We start from the raw sequence: 16,089 nt of genomic DNA on the forward strand, positions 1-16,089 counted from the left end.
TCTATCAAGGATGCCCCGTCATGGCCATGCGTTTGCAGAAAATCATTGCCCAGTCCGGTGTGGCTTCGCGCCGCGAGGCGGAGCGCTACATCGAAGAGGGTAAAGTCTCCGTCAACGGCATGGTCGTGACCAAACAGGGCACGCTGGCCGACCCCGTCGCCGACCTCATTCACGTCAACGGCCGCCTGATTCCCCCGCCGAAGGAAAAGACCTACATCCTCGTCAACAAGCCGCGCGGGTGCGTGACCACCACCAAGGACGAAAAGGACCGTCCGACGGTCATGGACCTGCTCAAGAAAATCCGCGTGCGCGTGTTTCCCGTCGGCCGCCTCGACTACAACACCGAGGGCGTTCTGCTGGTCACCAACGACGGTGAGATGGCGGACCAACTGCTCGATCCGAAAAATAAAATTCTGCGCACGTACCATGTGAAAGTCAGCGGCATTCCCACGGAAAAAACGCTTCGTAAGCTGGAAAAGGGGGTGACTCTGGACGGGCGTCCCACCCTGCCTTTGAAGGCGCGCCTGCACCGAACCACGGGCAAAAACTGCTTTCTTGAATTACAATTGATCGAGGGCAAGAAGCACCATATCCGCCGCATCTGCGAGCTGGTGGGGCATGCGGTGATCAAGATCACGCGCATTCAGTTCGGGCCGCTGACCAACGATCAACTGCCCCCCGGCACGTTCCGCCCGTTGACCATTGCCGAGGTGAAGGCGCTTCGCCGGCTGGTGGCGAAAAAGAAATCGGAACCGAAACCCGAAGCGCCACAGAAATCCACCGCACGGACCAAGGCACCCACGCGGACCAAGACGCCCGCACGGAGCAAGGCGCCCTCGCGGACGAAGGCGCCCACACGGAGCAAGGCGCCCACGCGGACGAAATCCACAAAGAGTGCGAACTGGTCAAAACGGCCGCCTGTGGCGAAATCGACGAAACGGACAAAAACCGCCTCCACCGGGAGGCGAAAGGGAAAGACATCGTGAACCCGCTTGGCAGATTCAAGAACGCGCCGCTGTTTTTGCTGATGGCCTGCGTTCTGGCGTGGGGTGCTTTGCCGGTCCATGCGCAGGAGATGTCGGACATCGCGTCGATGGGGTATGAGGCGTTTGGCGACTCTTCGGTGCACAACGAAAACTACGTGACCGGGCGCGAACGCGCGGTGAAGGAAGCTTTCCGCAATTCCCTCGATGAAGCGTTGCGGGACATGCTGGGCCCGACGGTGTACAACCAGAACAAAAACGCGCTCAAAAGCATGTACGCCAACCCGGAAGCGTACATTCAAAGCTACCGCTACCTGGAAGCCACCGACGACCTCGTCGAGAAGGTCAGCCGCGTGAAGCTGGAGGTGATGTTTTTCAAGGAAGCGCTCAACAAGGAACTGAACACGCGCGGCGTGCTGGCGGCTCTGGTGAAACCGCGTACGGTGCTGGTCCTGCTTAAAGAAAAGAGCCTCACCGCCGATACGTTTTACAGTTTCTGGGAGTCGGTGCCCATCGCCGAGGTGTCGATGTACAAATACCTGGTGGCGGAGGACATCAAAGCCGTCAAACGCGAGGACGTGCGTGACCGCATTCCGGAAACGCTGGTCCTGCGCGCGGTGAATGGCGATTTGCAGGCGTCGGTGGAAGTGGGGCTGAAAGCCGCCGCCGACGTGGTGGTGCTGGGCACGGCGCTGTCCACCGTGGTGAACGAAGAGGCGGACACCGGAACCAAAACCATTCAGGCGAATCTCAACGTGCGCGCCGTCTCGGCGACGCAGGGCATGCTGATCGCCGCCAAAAGCGAGATCGCCACGGTGAAGGTGGAAAAAGATTTCGACGGCGAACTGAAAGCGTTCGAAAAGGTCAGCGAGAACATGGTGCGGTTTCTGGTGGATGCACTGGGCCGCTACTGGGGGCCGGATAAAAAGAAGGTGGTGCAACAGCAGGAGGGCGGAATCCATCCGGACGAGGTGCCCGGTGGAGGTGACGAGCCGCCGATAGAGGAAACACCGCCACCGACCAACCAGATTCCTTCCCACCTGCCGCCCATGATGGGCGACCTCTGATTGCATGGATGAAAAGGACAAAAAACTCCTCATAACCCTGCTGGTGAGCACCGTCGTCGCGCTGGTGTTTCTCTACTTCGTGCGGCGCGTGGTGACGCCGTTTTTCCTCGCCTTTGCCATCGCCTACCTGCTGGACCCGCTGGTGGACCGGCTGGAGACATGGAAACTGCAACGCACCCCCGCGGTGGTGGTGCTGATGATCTCGTTTTTTATCGTGGTGCTGGTGGCGGGCATCGTGCTCATCCCGCTTCTGCGCGTGCAGGTCCAGAACCTGGCCGAAAACCTGCCGGATTACCTGACCGCCATCAAGGGCTGGATTCAACCGTATCTCGAAGACCTGGCGGGCATCGACCGCGACCGCATCGGCGAAGTCCTGCATGACAGCATACAGAAACTCGGCCGGGTGCCGCTGGAACTGCTGGGCACCGCAGGCGGCTGGCTGTGGGGATCGATCACCGGTTTCGTCAACACCCTCCTGTTCGTGGTCAATCTCGTCATCATTCCCGTCGCCATGTTTTACCTGCTGCGCGACTTCGACGTCATCGTCGAGAAACTCGGCAAGCTCATCCCGCCCCGCTTCTACAAACAGACGGCACAGGTGGTGACGGAGATCGACGACGTGCTTTCGCAGTTCGTGCGCGGGCAGTTGATGGTGGCAACGTTCATGGCCATCTTTTACAGCGTCGGCCTCTATTTCTGCGGCACGCCGCTGAGTCTTCTCATCGGCATCATGGCGGGCTACGCCAACCTCGTTCCCTACCTCGGCATCGTGGTGGGATTCATCCCGGCGGTCCTGTTGACGTTTTTGCAGACCCAGGACTGGGTGCCGCTGATCGGAGTGGTGGCGGTGTTCGGCGCGGTGCAGGCGATCGAGGGATTCCTCATCACGCCTTACATCGTGGGCGACAAGGTCGGCCTGCACCCGGTGGCCATCATGGTGGCGGTGCTGATCGGTGCGGAGCTGTTCGGTCTGTTGGGAATTTTGCTGGCGGTGCCGGCGGCCGCGATCCTCAACGTCCTCATGCGGCGCGGCGTGAAGGTGTACCGCGAATCCTCCGCGTTCACCTGACCGTCATCACGCGTATTCGTAACGCATGGTGCGCCGCTGCGGCGTGTAGCCGCTGTCGGTGATGAGCCGGCGGATGGCTTCCTCATCCAGGTGGTACACCGTGCCCGCCGCCGAGACGACGTTCTCCTCGAACATGGTGCTCCCCATGTCGTTGGCGCCGAAGTAGAGCGCCATCTGCCCCACCTTTGGTCCCTGCGTCACCCACGATGACTGGATGTTGGGAATGTTGTCGAGGTAGATGCGTGAGATGGCGAGGGTTTTCAGGTACTCCCAGCCGCTGGTCTTCTTCGGGCCGATCTCCTTACGCAGGTCCGTGTCGCCCGCCTGGAACGGCCACGGGATGAAAGCGGTGAAGCCGCCGGTTTTATCCTGCTGTTCGCGCAGGCGGTCGAGGTGCTCGATGCGCTCGGCCAGAGTCTCGACATGACCGAACATCATCGTCGCCGTGGTCGGCATGCCGAGGCGGTGGGCGATGTCCATCACCTCCAGCCACTGGTCGGTATTGCATTTCTTGGGGCTGATGATGCGCCGCACGCGGTCCACCAATATTTCCGCCCCGCCGCCGGGAATGGAATCCAGTCCCGCCTTCTGCAAACGTTCGATTGTTTCCTTAAGCGGGATTTTGGAAATCTTGCTGGTGTGCACGATCTCCGGCGGCGACAGCGCGTGGATGTGGATATCGAAGCGTTCCTTGATGCGGCTTAAGAGGTCCTCGAAGTATTCGATCTTGAGATCCTTGTGGTGGCCGCCCTGCATCAGGATCTGCCGCCCGCCGTGTTGCAGGATTTCTTCTATCTTCTGCGCGATGGTCTCGAACGGCAAAACGTAAGCATCCGCCGCGTCCTCCTTGCGGTAGAACGCGCAGAAGGAGCAGTCGGTGACGCACACGTTGGTGTAGTTGATGTTGCGGTCGATGATGTAGGTGACGGCGTTGTCGGCGTTCTTGCGGCGCTGGCGGGCGAGACGGGTGGCGACGTTGCCCAGGAGGGTCAGGTCGTTCGCCTCGAACAACGCGGCGCCTTCGTCCCGCGACAGGCGGTGGCCGTCCAGCGCTTTCTTCAAGATCGCTTCGGCTTGGGAATCGGATGCGGTGGTGTGGGTGTTCACAATATGCAGGATATTATTTGAGCGAGACGGCGTGCAGGCCGTCGATGCCAAGGTCGTCCATGCGCTCTTCCTCGGTGACGAGGAAGAGGTGGTAGCCGAACTTGCTTTTAACCGGCCCGCCCAGCTTGCCGACGGGCGTGGCCATGGCGGCGTCTTCCAGTTCCTTGGCGTTGGAATTGTACTCGAGGAATCCCAGGTCGCCGCCCTTGTCGCGGGTGCCGCAGGCACTGTACTTCTTCGCCATCTTGGCGAACATCTTGTACAGCAGTTTGGGATCGTCGATGTCCTTCAATCCGTCGAGCAGGGTGTTGGCCAGATCTTCCGTGCTCAACAGGATGTGGCTGACGCGAATGGATCGCATGTCTTTCCTTCCTTACAAACGCCGCCGGGGCGTGTCGCCGACGGTTTTGGGAGAATAAAGGAAATTGTACCCCTTTTGGCGGAATTCACAAGAGGGAATGGGTTGGCAGGCTCGGGGCGGGTTTTGGTGTGTCGAAATGCGGCCGGGATTGGGGGGATTCTCTTCGGAATAGCCATTGCGGGCCGCAGGGGGGACACCCTATAATCCGAAGTGGTTCAACTGCCTGGGGGCTTGCCTTTATGGAATACGGATTTCTGCTGGCCGGGGGATTCCTCCTCGGTTGCCTGCACGCGCTGGACGCCGACCACGTCGCCACCGTCTCGTCGCTGCTCCTCGACCGCCGCTCGCTGAAACAGACGGTGTTCCTCGCTCTGCGCTGGGCGCTGGGCCACAGTTTGACGCTCCTCCTGCTGGCCGGACTCATCACCCCGCTCCGCGAAGTGTTCGCCGAAGTGAACCTGGGCGTGATGGAGCGTGTCGTTGGGCTGTCGATGATCTACCTCGCCGGGTGGCTGACTCTGCGCGAGGTCAGGAAACAACGCGCGGCGCACGCGGAGGAACACGGTTTATCGAATCGGTCCGGCTGGATGCTGTTCGGCATGGGGGTGTTGCACGGCACCGCGGGCTGGGCCGGGGTGCTGCTTCTTGTGCCGGTCGCTCTGTTCCAGTTTCCGGCGGGCGTGATCGGCTACATCGCGCTGTTCTGCCTGGGGATGATCGTGACAATGGCCGTGTACGCCACGATGGTGAACCGCGTGACGGCATTCGAACACGTCGCCCGGCACCTGGGAAAAATCCGTTACGCCACCGCCGCCATCACCCTCGCCATCGGCGCCCGCCTGGCGATGATGATGTGAAGACTTCTACTAAAACCCCCTCTCCCTGGATGGGAGCATTCACGGAGTGACGGGCTGGGGTGAGGGTGGCTTCCTCTGCTCTTTAATGACTTTTGCAAAGTTCTCCTTTCCAAAAAGGGGTTGAGGTAAACTCTACTGTAAGTATTCTCAAAGCATCCCGACCTCATCACAACGGAATTTCCAGGAGGGATTGGCATGTACTGCATGTTGAATGCAATGAAGGATTTGATGCGGGCCATCCGCACTCTGCACCCGCTGTGGCAGGTGTGGGTTCTATTATTGATGGCGCTCAATTTTGCCGGACCGCTGTTTTACTTCGACCGCATCGAGGCGATCTATACGTTTTGGGCGGGAATGCTGGGCGCGGGCATTGGCCTGACGCTGATCAGCTTCCAGGGCGTCACCCGCCTGGCGGGCATCATGCACGCGCCGTGGTTTTGCCTGCTGTATTACCTGTGGGGACGCCTGCCGGGTCTGGATCTGCAGACGCCGTTCGGCCTGTGGCTGGCGGCGGTTATGGTCTGCAACGCCGTCTCGCTGGTCATCGACACGGTGGACGTGATCCGCTACCTGCGCGGCGAACGCGCCCCGCTCATCGACTCCACCGGGTGTGAAGTCTGAAAAACATCTGTTCTCGTCGCAAAGTGATCGAGGTCTACCGGCTTATGACGAGGCGCTTTCCAGAATGAATAATTTTTCCTGGAACAGATTTCTCAAATGATTTCTTTCCATTTCAATACAACCCCAATAAATAAGCCAGGACCAAACGGAAAAAAACACAGGAATGCTTGTAAGTTTTATAAATTCGCCGTTTCTGATGATGTCTGAAATCAGGCCCAAGGCAGAAATAGATAAAATAATAAAAACTAAAATTTTATGGGTCCGGAATTCGATTTCCAAATAACAAAGATCCTTTCCAGCCTTCTTAAACGTCCCCACCACATTTCCAATACGAAATAATCTCCATATCCCTTCCACAAGGATCCTTAATTTTCCAGAAAAAGTAATTTGAGATTCATCCTCCGAAATTATTTCCAGAGATTTGTGGTTAATAAATTCTCTTAGTAATTCCATGTTCTGGTCGCTGGGGTCTTCGATCCGCAGGGTTCAAGTAAATGGGCAAAACAGAATGTTATTGATGGTTTCAAGCATCATCCAACCTCAAGATAAAGGTTAAGGTTTGGTCGATCGAGTTTATTTTCTTTGCTGAAAATAGTCTTCCATCGCCTGGATCAGTCCGCTTACGGTATAGGTGTCGGCGGTGAGGTGCACAGGCAGGCCCAGATCGGTGGCGGTCTTGGCGGTGATGGGTCCGATGCAGGCGACGGTCACGTGGTCGAGATGTTCCCTCACTTTATCGCCGACCAGTTGCATGAAGTGGTTCACCGTGGACGAGGCGGTGAAGGTGAGGACGTGGATCGATCCCTCCTGCAGGCGCGCGATCAGATCCGCCGCGTCGGTGTCCGGCAGCACCGTGCGGTACGCCGGGCAGACATCGACTTCGATGCCCATCTGCCGCAACGTGTCCGGCAGGGTCTCGCGCGCCACGGCGGCGCGCGGCAACAGCAATCGTTTCCCTTTCAGCCCCGCCTTACCCAGCGTTTCGATCAACGACTCGGCGACGAATTTCTCCGGCACCGCCTCAACGGGGATGCCGAGGTCCGTCACCGCCTGCTCGGTTTTCGGCCCGATGGCGAACAGGCGCAGTCCCTTGAGGTCACGGATGTCGCGTCCGGTCTCCTTCAATCTTTGCATGAAACAGCGCACGCCGTTGGTGCTGGTGAAGATGAGCCCGTCGTAGTTTTCGAGTTCGCCCAGCGCGCGGTCGAGCGGTTCCCAGCTTTCCGGCTCGACCGTCTCGATGACCGGAAACAGGTACGGCTCCGCGCCGCGTTCCAGCAACGCCTGTGAGAAATCGTCGGCCTGTTCCTCGGCGCGGGTGATGACCACCGTCTTGCCGAACAAGGGCAGGGTCTCGAACCAGTCCATGTGCGGTTTCAGGTTCACCACCTCGCCGACGATGGTGAGCGCGGGCGGTTTGATTTCTTCCTTCTGCGCGATGTCGACGATGGTGTCGAGCGTGCCCGTCCACGTTTTCTGCCGCGGTGTGGTGCCCCACTGGATGACGGCGATCGGCGTCTTCGGGTCCTTGCCGTACTTCATGAGGTTTTCGCTGATGCGCTGCAGTTTGCGCGCACCCATCAGGAACACCAGCGTGCCCGCACGGCTGGCGATCTTTTCCCAGTCGATGTGCAGGTCCTCTTTTCCTTTTTCGTTACTGCCGGTGACGATGGAGATGGTGGAGGAGAAGTCGCGGTGGGTGAGCGGGATACCGGCGTAGGCACTGACGCCGGTGGAGGCGGTCACTCCCGGCACCACCTCGAACGGGACGCCCGCTTTCTGCAGGGCGACGCATTCCTCGCCGCCGCGCCCGAAGATGAACGGATCGCCGCCCTTGAGCCGCACCACGATCTTGCCCGCCTTTGCCTTCTCGATCAGCATGGCGTTCATCTCTTCCTGCGCGAAGGTGACGTGACCTTCCTTTTTGCCGGCGTAGATGACCTCGGCGTGTTTCGGCGCGAACGCCAACAGGCGCGCGTTGGCGAGGTAGTCGTAGATGACGACATCGGCACGTTCCAGCCACGCCTTGCCTTTCAGCGTGAACAAGCCGATGTCCCCCGGTCCCGCGCCGACAAGGATCACCTTCCCCTGTTTGCCTGCGGCGCTCATTGCGGTTTGCTCTCCATCAGGTTGGACAGCGTGGCGAACTCTTCCAGCGACAGCGTCTCGCCGCGCCGCGCGGGATCGATCCCGGCGTCCTCAATGCCCTGCCAGGTGAAATCGAAATGCTTCGCCAGGCTTTTTAAATTGTTCTTGAGCATCTTGCGTTTGTGGAAGAACGCCGCGTGCACGACGTGGAAAAACGTCTTGAGGTTGTCCACCTCCACCGGCGGCGCAGAGCGGGGGACGAGGCGGATCACCGACGAGTCCACTTTCGGCGGCGGATCGAAATTCTTTTTGCCGACTTCCATGATGCGTTCCACCTCACAGTGAAACTGCGTGAACACGGTGAGCGAACCGTAATCGCGGCTTCCCGGTTGCGCCACCAGCCGGTCCACCACCTCGCGTTGCAACATGAGCGTCATGTTGGCGATGTGGCTGCCGTAGTGGATGAGCCGTTTCAGAATCGGCATCGCCGCGTAGTACGGCAGATTCGACACCACCTGGAAGCGCGCCCCCGCCTGGCTGTAATCGTACACCAGTGCGTCCTGCTGGTGCAGTTCGAACCTGGGATTCGACTTGAAGCGTTTGTTGAGCAGGTGGCAGAGTTTGGGATCGATCTCGAGGGCGATCAGTTTGCCGCACCGTTCGAGCAGCAGTCCGGTGAGGATGCCCGGGCCGGGACCGATCTCGATCATCGTGCCGCCGTCCTCGATCTGCGCGTGCGCAACGATCTCCTCCGCGATGGCGGGATCGGTGAGGAAGTTCTGTCCGAGTGTGCGTTTTTTTCTCATGAGGCGGTGTGCGCGGTGGGGGACAGCACAGCCGCCATGCGCAGGGCTTCCACCAGGCTGTCTGCGGAGGCGACGCCCTGGCCCGCGATGTCGTACGCCGTGCCGTGATCGACCGAAGTGCGCAGGATGGGCAGGCCGAGCGTGATGTTGACGGCGGAACCCATCGACGCCATCTTGATCGGGATCATGCCCTGGTCGTGGTACATCGTCACCACCGCGTCGCACGACGTGTGGTGGATGCGTCCGAACAGCGCGTCGGCGGAGTGGGGCCCGGTGACGTCCATCCCCTCGGCGCGCAGAGCGTCGAGCGCGGGCACGATGGCCCTGGATTCTTCGTCGCCGAACACGCCGCCGTCGCCGCAGTGCGGGTTGAGTCCGGTCACCGCGATGCGCGGATGGTCGATGCCCACCTGCCGCAACCACTGGTGCGTGACGCGCAGGATGGTCTCGACCCGTTCTTTCGTGATGAGCGCTTTCACCCGCTCCAGCGGCACGTGCGTGGTGGCGAGCACCACGCGCAGGTTGCCGCCCGCGAGCATCAGCCCAACGTGCTCGGTGCCGGTGAAATCGGCGAGCATTTCGGTGTGGCCGGGGTAGAGGTGCCCGGCCAGATGAATGGCTTCCTTGTTGATCGGCGCGGTGGTGATGGCGTGCACCTCGTTAGCGAGTGCGAGATCGACCGCTTTGCGGATGGCCTCCACCGCCGCCCGGCCGCTTGCCGCCGACGGTTGCGCCATCGGCAGATCGGCGGGCACGTGTGCGCAGTCGAGAACATCGAGTTGATTCGCCTCGAAGCGTGCGTCTTTCAGCCTGCTCACTTTATGGACGGTGACCGCCGGGTTGTATTGTTGCAGGTGACGCGCGACGCACGCCGCGTCGCCGATCACCAGCGGACGGCAGAAATCGAGCGCACGGCCCGGCAGGGCCTTGGCGATGATTTCGGGACCGATCCCGGCGGGATCGCCCAGCGTGACAGCAATGAGGGGACGTGTTTCCAAGTCGCTCGATCCTTCCCGGATGGTGAGGCGGTTTTTATTATTGAGGAGTGGGAACAAAGCAAACGCGGCCCGGGGGCCCGGGCCGCCGCTTTGTGCATTACTTGATCTTCTTGATCGACGCTTTCTTCCCGTTCGGCAGGCGGGGTCCGCCTTCCAGAATTTCACGGCTCACCGCGTCTTCGTACTCCTTGAAGTTTTCGATGAACTGCGCGGCGAGTTCGTTCGCCTTTTCATCATAGGCCTTCGGGTTTTTCCACGTGTTGCGCGGATTCAGCACCTCCGCCGGCACATCCGGGCAGGACGTGGGAACGTGGATGCCGAAGATCGGGTCCGGCCGCGTTTCCACACTGCTCAGTTTGCCGTCGAGGATGGCGTTGATCATCGCGCGCGTGTGGGCGATGGACAGGCGTTCGCCGACGCCGTAGGGTCCGCCGGTCCAGCCGGTGTTCACCAGCCAGCAGTGAACGTGGTGGTCGGCGATGCGCTGGCCGAGCAGGTTGGCGTACACCGACGGGTGCAGGACCATGAACGGCGCGCCAAAACAGGTGCTGAACACGGCGGTGGGCTCGCGGCTCATGCCGCGCTCGGTGCCTGCGACCTTCGCCGTGTAGCCGGAAATGAAATGGTACATGGCCTGCTCCGGCGTCAGCTTGGCGACCGGCGGCATGATGCCGTAGGCGTCGCAGGTCAGCATGATGACGTTTTTCGGATGGCCGCCGCGCCGGTCTTCCACCGTGTGCGCGATGTGCGTCAACGGATACGCCGCGCGGGTGTTTTCCGTCAGGCTGGCGTCGTCGAGATCGAGCCGCCGGGTGGCGGGGTCCATCACCACGTTTTCGAGAATGGTGCCGAAGCGCCGTGTGCAGGCGTAGATGTCCGGCTCCGCTTCCGGGTTCAGGCGGATGGCTTTGGCGTAACAGCCGCCCTCGAAGTTGAACACGCCTTCTTCGCTCCAGCCGTGCTCGTCGTCGCCGATCAGCTTGCGGTGCGGGTCGGTGGACAACGTGGTCTTGCCGGTGCCCGACAGGCCGAAGAAAACCGCCGTGTCGCCCTCTTCGCCCATGTTGGCGGAGCAGTGCATCGACAACACCTTGTGCCGGTGCGGCAGAAGGTAGTTGAGCACGGAGAAGATGGACTTCTTGATCTCGCCTGCGTAATGCGTGCCGCCGATCAGGATCAACTGTTTGCTGAAGTCGATGATGATGAACGTCTCGGAATTGGTGCCGTCGATCTTCGGTACGGCCTTGAAGTTGGGCACGGCAATGATGGTGAACGCCGGGCTGTGGTTCTCCAGCTTCACGCGGTCCTTGATCTGGATGAACATGTTGCGGGCGAACAGGCTCTGCCACGCGTACTCGGTGATGACGCGGATGTGGAGCTGGTAGTTCGGGTCTGACCCGGCCATGCAGTCCTGTACGTATACGTTTTTGCCCTGCAGGTAGGCGAGAACGCGCTCGTAAAGGGAGTCGAATTTGTCCATCTGGAATGGCTCGTTGACCTTGCCCCACCACACGTTTTCCTGGCTGGACGGCTCCTGCACGATGAACCGGTCGTTGGGCGAACGGCCGGTGTGCTCGCCGGTGGTCACCACCACGGGACCGAGGTGGGACAGGTGCCCCTCCTGGTTCCGGATGATGTGTTCGTACAGCTCCGGCGTGCTCAGGTTCCAGAAGCTGTGCTTCACGTTGCGGATTCCGTGATGCTCCAATCCGACCTTATGTTTCAATACTTTCTGCGCCATTATGGTTCACTCCCTTGCTGTAAGTGAGTAAAGGTTGATTTTAAGAAAATTCACCGTTCGGAAGTGCTGGAACGGACGGATTTCATAGGGAAAATAGGGAATTTTTAAATTCTCCTCATGGTATCATAGAGGCGGATCAAAGAAAAATTTTTGTAAAAATTGATCCAAATGGGCGAATCCGGGTGAAAAACCGGGTCCGAAACTCCTCTCCATCCAGCCTTGAACATGGGTTCCCAACCGACGAAAAATCAGGATGCAGGCAATGATTTGAAGGTGCTGGCGCACGCCCGCAGTCGTTACAACGACATCTTCATCATCCAGAGCGGGTCGCACCGGGAGATGTGGTTCCGGGGCAACGGCGATTTTTTTCTGCAGAGCCGGATCGATCCCGCCCGGCCGCGGGAACTGGTGCTGGTGTATTCGCGGTTGACCCTGGCGGCTCTGCTGTTCCGCCCGCCGCCCCGGCGCGTGCTCATCATCGGGCTGGGTGGCGGGGTTCTGCCCGCGGCGCTGGCACGCTGGTTTCCGGGGATGGGGATCGACGTGGTGGAGATCGACGCCAAGGTCACGCGCCTGTGCAAGCGCTTCTTTTATCCGCTCGACCAGAAAGGCGTGACCGTGCATACCGAGGACGGACGCTGCTACCTGGAACGCGCGCAGGGACGACTGCATTACGATCTGGTGATCCTCGACGCGTTCAAAAGCGGCTCGATCCCGTTTCACCTGAAGACGGTGGAGTTTTATGAAAACCTGCGCGGTGTGCTGTCGCCGGACGGGGTGGTGGCGACGAATCTGTATGGACCGAGCAACGTGCACAAGCCCTCGGACTGGAAAACCTTGACCGCCGTGTTCGAGCACCTGTATTTTTTCGAGGACACAGAAGGCCGCGCCACGGTGGCGGTGGGCACGCGCGAAAAAGCCCGGCTGACCGCCGCCGACCTGCGACAACGCGCGGCGGCCTACCCCAAACCCCACGGCATGGAGCTGGATCTTCTGGCGCTGGCGGAGCGGTGGGTGGAACCCGATCTCGCCACGCCTGCGGCACGGGTGTTCGTGGACGCCATCCAGGGAAGCGACCTCAAACGCAGTATCGACAACAACAACCGGCTCGATCCCGTCGGCAAGGTTCCCTACACGCTGGTCAACGCACATTGACCCGACCGAAGACGTTGCGTCCGCGCCGGTTCTCGGCGACAATACAAAAATTCATCAATCATCCTTAATGTGGAGGTGGCGTCGTTATGATCGACGAGTTGAAAAAACAGCATCGCGAACAGGTGAAACGGATCGAACGGATCAGGGGGTTTCTTTGACGTCGATGACAAGCTGAAAGAAATCGAAGGCCTCGACGCCAAAACCGCCGCGCCCAATTTCTGGAACGACAACGAAGCGGCGCAGAAAATCCTGCAACGTCGGGCATCCCTCCAGCGCACCGTCAAGGTGTACCAGGACCTCGTCAAGCAAAGCGAAGACCTCGACGCCATGCTCGACCTCATGGAAGAGGAAAACGATGCGTCCATGGAAGCCGAGGGCGGGACACTGGTGAACGATCTCGAGCAGGCGCTCACCGAAGCCGAACTCAAGGCCATGCTCTCCGGCGAGAACGACGGCAACAACGCCATCCTCAACATCAACTCCGGCGCCGGCGGCACCGAGTCGCAGGACTGGGCGCAGATGCTCCTGCGCATGTACCTGCGCTGGGGCGACCGCAACGGCTACAAGACCGAAGTGCTCGACATGCAGTACGGCGAGGAAGCGGGCATCAAAAGCGCTACAGTGAACTTTGTCGGCGATTACGCATATGGGTATCTCAAGGCCGAGATCGGCGTGCACCGGCTGGTGCGCATCTCGCCGTACGACGCCAACAAGCGGCGGCACACGTCGTTCGCCTCGGTGTTCGTGTTCCCGGAGGTGGCGGAAGACATCGACGTGGAAGTGAAAGACGATGATCTCAAGATCGACGTGTACCGCGCGTCGGGTCCGGGCGGGCAGGGCGTCAACACCACGGACTCCGCGGTGCGCATCACGCACATGCCGACGGGCATCGTGGTGCAGTGCCAGAACGAACGCTCGCAACACAAGAACAAGGCGTCGGCGATGAAGGTGCTGAAGTCCAGACTGTACGAGATCGAACTCGAAAGACAGGAAGAGGAAAAACGCAACCTGGAGAAAGGCAAGAAGAGGATCGAGTGGGGAAGCCAGATCCGCTCCTACGTCCTGCACCCGTATCAACTGGTCAAGGACCTGCGTACGCAGGTGGAGATGGGCGACGTGGAGTCGGTGCTCGACGGCGACCTCAACCGCTTCATCGAAGCCTTCCTCATGAACGAAAAGGTTTCGGCGTAGTTTTTTAATTTCCCTCTCCCTTTTGCCAAGGAGCACTCACGGAGTGACGGGCTGGGACAAGAACCGCTTCAATAAACCCTCCCCTTGGTAAGGGGAGGGCTGGGTGGGGTTGCCTTTGGGAGTTTTCCCCAAAAGGAAGAATGCTTCATTACCTCCCCTCAATCCCCTCCTTGGAAAGGAGGGGAGGAAACGATTAGAGCTGTTTTGAATTTATGAAACCGATTTTACATCCATCGCTGGTGAATGATCCGTTGGGCGATCCGGGCCTGTTCGTGCGCTTCCTCTATGAGAAGCGCGCGCTGTTGTTCGACCTGGGCGAAATTCACCGCATTGCCAATGTCGATCTGCTGAAGGTGAGCCACGTGTTCGTCAGCCACACGCACATCGACCACTTCATCGGTTTCGACCGCCTGCTCCGCATCGTTTTCGGCCGCGGTCACACGCTCCGCCTGTTCGGGCCGGAGCACTTCATCGCCAACGTCGAAGGCAAACTGGCGGGCTTCACCTGGAACCTGGTGGACCGCTACGAGGAGTCGATCGACATCGAAGTCACCGAGGTGCACCCGGATCATTTGAAGACCGCGACCTTCCGCGCCATCGACCGCTTCCGGCGCAGTAATGAGACGACGCGTCCGTACGAGAACCGCATCATCTGGCAGGAGCCCGGGTTCACCGTGCAGGCGTCGATTTTGGAACACCGCGTGCCGTGCCTCGGTTTCGCGCTGAAAGAATCAAAGCACCTCAACATCAACAAGGACCGGCTGGACGAGATGGGCTTCACCCCCGGCAAGTGGCTGAACCAGCTTAAAGAAGCCATCCTCGACGGCCGGCCGGCCGACACGCCGATCGAGGTGCCCATCGGCCCCCGCGGCCACGCCACGCCGGAGGCGCGCACGCTGGGCGAACTCCAGCGCGAGCTGGTGACGGTGACCGAAGGGCAGAAGATCGCCTACGTCGTCGATACCGTGTACAACGCCGAAAACGCCGGGCGCATCGTCGAACTCATCAAAGACGCCGACGTGTTTTACTGCGAGTCGCCGTTCATCGCGGAGGAAGAACAACGCGCGCGCGAACGCTGTCACCTGACGTCCAGGCAGGCGGGTCTTCTGGCACGGGCGGGGGGCGTGAAGCAGTTGCGCACCTTCCATTACTCGCCGCGTCACACCGACGCCGTCGAGCAACTCCGCCAGGAAGCGCAGGACGCGTTTCTGGGGCAGTGACCGTTCCGGTCATCCTTCCTTTTCTTTTTTATCAGCGTAGCAGGGATTGATACAGGTGGAGTGTGCGCTGGGTGATGTGGTTCCAGCCGAAGTGGTCGCGCACCTGCGCGCGGATGCGGTCGCGGAACGCCTGCCGCGTCTCGGCGTTCGACAGTTTCATGATGCGGTCGCCGATGGTGTCCGGGTCCGCGGGCACGACGAATCCGGTCTCCCCCGCAACCACCAGGTCCTGCGTGAGTCCGGCGGGGGTGGAGACGATGGGCAGGCCGTACGCCGCCGCCTCCAGCAGGGGCAGGCCCAGCGGTTCGTGCCCGACCGGATACACGAACACGTCGGCGGTGCGGTAGAGTCTATCCAAATCCTTCCTCTCGTTGGCGCGGTGGATGTGCAAGCGATCCTCCACGCCCAGCACCTTGCTCAGTTTTTTGACCGACTCGACATACGCGTCGGCCTCGGCAGTGGGTCCGCCCCACTCCGCGAGGTCGATGGCGAATGGCACGGTGAGGTTCCTTGCCGCGCGCAGGATGAGTTCCAGCCTGCGGTTGGTGTGGAACGCGCCAACGTACAGCAGGCGGAGCGCGTGGCGCGAAGCCGGTGCGGGCGGCGGTGGATGGATCACATCGATCCCCGGCGGGATGATGTGCAGTCGCGCCGCGTCCACCCCGATCTGCCTGGCTTCATCAAATTCCGCCTTCGATCCCACCACCACCGCATCGGCGCGGCGGATCGCCGTCTTCAACGTCAACAGGTCATGCAGGCGCGGCGGAAAGCCGTCCTTGCGGCCCGCCCCCGGCAGGAGCGTGCCGTGGGTGCTGATGACGCATT

Annotated in this window: 15 protein-coding genes; 8 read left to right on the forward strand and 7 right to left on the reverse strand. The window is 60.4% G+C overall.

Translation table 11 applies throughout. From position 1 onward, the window contains the following. The first annotated feature begins 20 nt into the window (after positions 1–20). Genes J2S31_RS02560 through J2S31_RS02570 form a run of 3 tightly spaced genes read left to right on the forward strand, consistent with a single transcriptional unit; the run spans position 21 to position 3,119 of the window. Complete coding sequence (locus J2S31_RS02560) at positions 21–986, forward strand: pseudouridine synthase (RefSeq protein WP_237097483.1); 966 nt, start codon at positions 21–23, stop codon at positions 984–986. Beyond that, positions 983–2,050 carry a hypothetical protein gene (locus J2S31_RS02565; RefSeq protein ID WP_237097484.1) on the forward strand — a complete coding sequence of 356 codons (1,068 nt, stop codon included), beginning with the start codon at positions 983–985 and terminating at the stop codon, positions 2,048–2,050. The genes J2S31_RS02560 and J2S31_RS02565 overlap by 4 nt, the downstream gene beginning before the upstream one ends. Positions 2,051–2,054: 4 nt before the next feature. Then, on the forward strand, positions 2,055–3,119 hold the full coding sequence (locus tag J2S31_RS02570) for an AI-2E family transporter (RefSeq protein ID WP_237097485.1): 1,065 nt from the start codon (positions 2,055–2,057) through the stop codon (positions 3,117–3,119). Between the two features lie 6 nt (positions 3,120–3,125). On the opposite strand, the gene mqnC is transcribed toward J2S31_RS02570, so the two are convergent. Both mqnC and J2S31_RS02580 read right to left on the reverse strand, forming a co-directional pair. Further along, positions 3,126–4,226, reverse strand: a complete 1,101-nt coding sequence (gene mqnC / locus J2S31_RS02575) for a cyclic dehypoxanthinyl futalosine synthase (protein WP_237097486.1) — start codon at positions 4,224–4,226, stop codon at positions 3,126–3,128. Positions 4,227–4,239: 13 nt separating this feature from the next. Then, the gene (locus J2S31_RS02580; RefSeq protein WP_237097487.1) at positions 4,240–4,587 is read right to left on the reverse strand and encodes a peptidylprolyl isomerase; all 348 of its coding nucleotides are present in this window, start codon (positions 4,585–4,587) and stop codon (positions 4,240–4,242) included. 239 nt (positions 4,588–4,826) lie between these two features. Here J2S31_RS02580 and J2S31_RS02585 point away from each other — a divergent pair, with 239 nt between their 5' ends. Both J2S31_RS02585 and J2S31_RS02590 read left to right on the forward strand, forming a co-directional pair. Then, a complete protein-coding gene (locus J2S31_RS02585) occupies positions 4,827–5,444 on the forward strand; it encodes a HoxN/HupN/NixA family nickel/cobalt transporter (RefSeq protein WP_237097488.1) in 618 nt (205 codons plus the stop codon). A gap of 195 nt (positions 5,445–5,639) precedes the next feature. Beyond that, a complete protein-coding gene (locus tag J2S31_RS02590) occupies positions 5,640–6,065 on the forward strand; it encodes a hypothetical protein (protein ID WP_237097489.1) in 426 nt (141 codons plus the stop codon). A gap of 573 nt (positions 6,066–6,638) precedes the next feature. On the opposite strand, the gene cobA is transcribed toward J2S31_RS02590, so the two are convergent. From cobA to J2S31_RS02610, 4 genes are all read right to left on the reverse strand, one after another. Continuing rightward, entirely contained in the window at positions 6,639–8,174 is a 1,536-nt protein-coding gene (gene cobA / locus J2S31_RS02595) for a uroporphyrinogen-III C-methyltransferase (protein ID WP_237097490.1), read from the reverse strand. Beyond that, positions 8,171–8,959, reverse strand: a complete 789-nt coding sequence (gene rsmA / locus J2S31_RS02600) for a 16S rRNA (adenine(1518)-N(6)/adenine(1519)-N(6))-dimethyltransferase RsmA (RefSeq protein WP_237097491.1) — start codon at positions 8,957–8,959, stop codon at positions 8,171–8,173. Before rsmA ends, cobA begins: the two co-directional genes overlap by 4 nt. After that, positions 8,956–9,957, reverse strand: a complete 1,002-nt coding sequence (gene pdxA / locus J2S31_RS02605) for a 4-hydroxythreonine-4-phosphate dehydrogenase PdxA (RefSeq protein WP_237097492.1) — start codon at positions 9,955–9,957, stop codon at positions 8,956–8,958. Before pdxA ends, rsmA begins: the two co-directional genes overlap by 4 nt. Before the next feature lie 97 nt (positions 9,958–10,054). Further along, the gene (locus tag J2S31_RS02610) at positions 10,055–11,698 is read right to left on the reverse strand and encodes a phosphoenolpyruvate carboxykinase (RefSeq protein ID WP_237097493.1); all 1,644 of its coding nucleotides are present in this window, start codon (positions 11,696–11,698) and stop codon (positions 10,055–10,057) included. A 225-nt stretch (positions 11,699–11,923) separates the two neighbouring features. Here J2S31_RS02610 and J2S31_RS02615 point away from each other — a divergent pair, with 225 nt between their 5' ends. The 3 genes from J2S31_RS02615 to J2S31_RS02625 all read left to right on the forward strand — a co-directional run bounded on the left by J2S31_RS02615 (position 11,924) and on the right by J2S31_RS02625 (position 15,264). After that, on the forward strand, positions 11,924–12,853 hold the full coding sequence (locus J2S31_RS02615) for a spermidine synthase (protein WP_237097494.1): 930 nt from the start codon (positions 11,924–11,926) through the stop codon (positions 12,851–12,853). Between the two features lie 86 nt (positions 12,854–12,939). Beyond that, positions 12,940–14,044 (forward strand): peptide chain release factor 2 gene (gene prfB, locus J2S31_RS02620; protein ID WP_237097495.1). Its coding sequence is split into 2 segments (ribosomal slippage): positions 12,940–12,999 and positions 13,001–14,044, totalling 1,104 coding nucleotides; the frame shifts between segments, so codons are not numbered across the junction. Between the two features lie 212 nt (positions 14,045–14,256). Further along, a complete protein-coding gene (locus tag J2S31_RS02625) occupies positions 14,257–15,264 on the forward strand; it encodes a ribonuclease Z (RefSeq protein ID WP_237097496.1) in 1,008 nt (335 codons plus the stop codon). A 31-nt stretch (positions 15,265–15,295) separates the two neighbouring features. Here the strand turns inward: J2S31_RS02625 and J2S31_RS02630 are convergent, their stop codons facing one another. Beyond that, the gene (locus J2S31_RS02630) at positions 15,296–16,081 is read right to left on the reverse strand and encodes a glycosyltransferase (RefSeq protein WP_237099884.1); all 786 of its coding nucleotides are present in this window, start codon (positions 16,079–16,081) and stop codon (positions 15,296–15,298) included. Positions 16,082–16,089: the final 8 nt, after the last annotated feature.

It is taken from the genome of Nitrospina gracilis Nb-211 (assembly GCF_021845525.1).
GTDB classification, from domain to species: Bacteria; Nitrospinota; Nitrospinia; order Nitrospinales; family Nitrospinaceae; genus Nitrospina; species Nitrospina gracilis_A.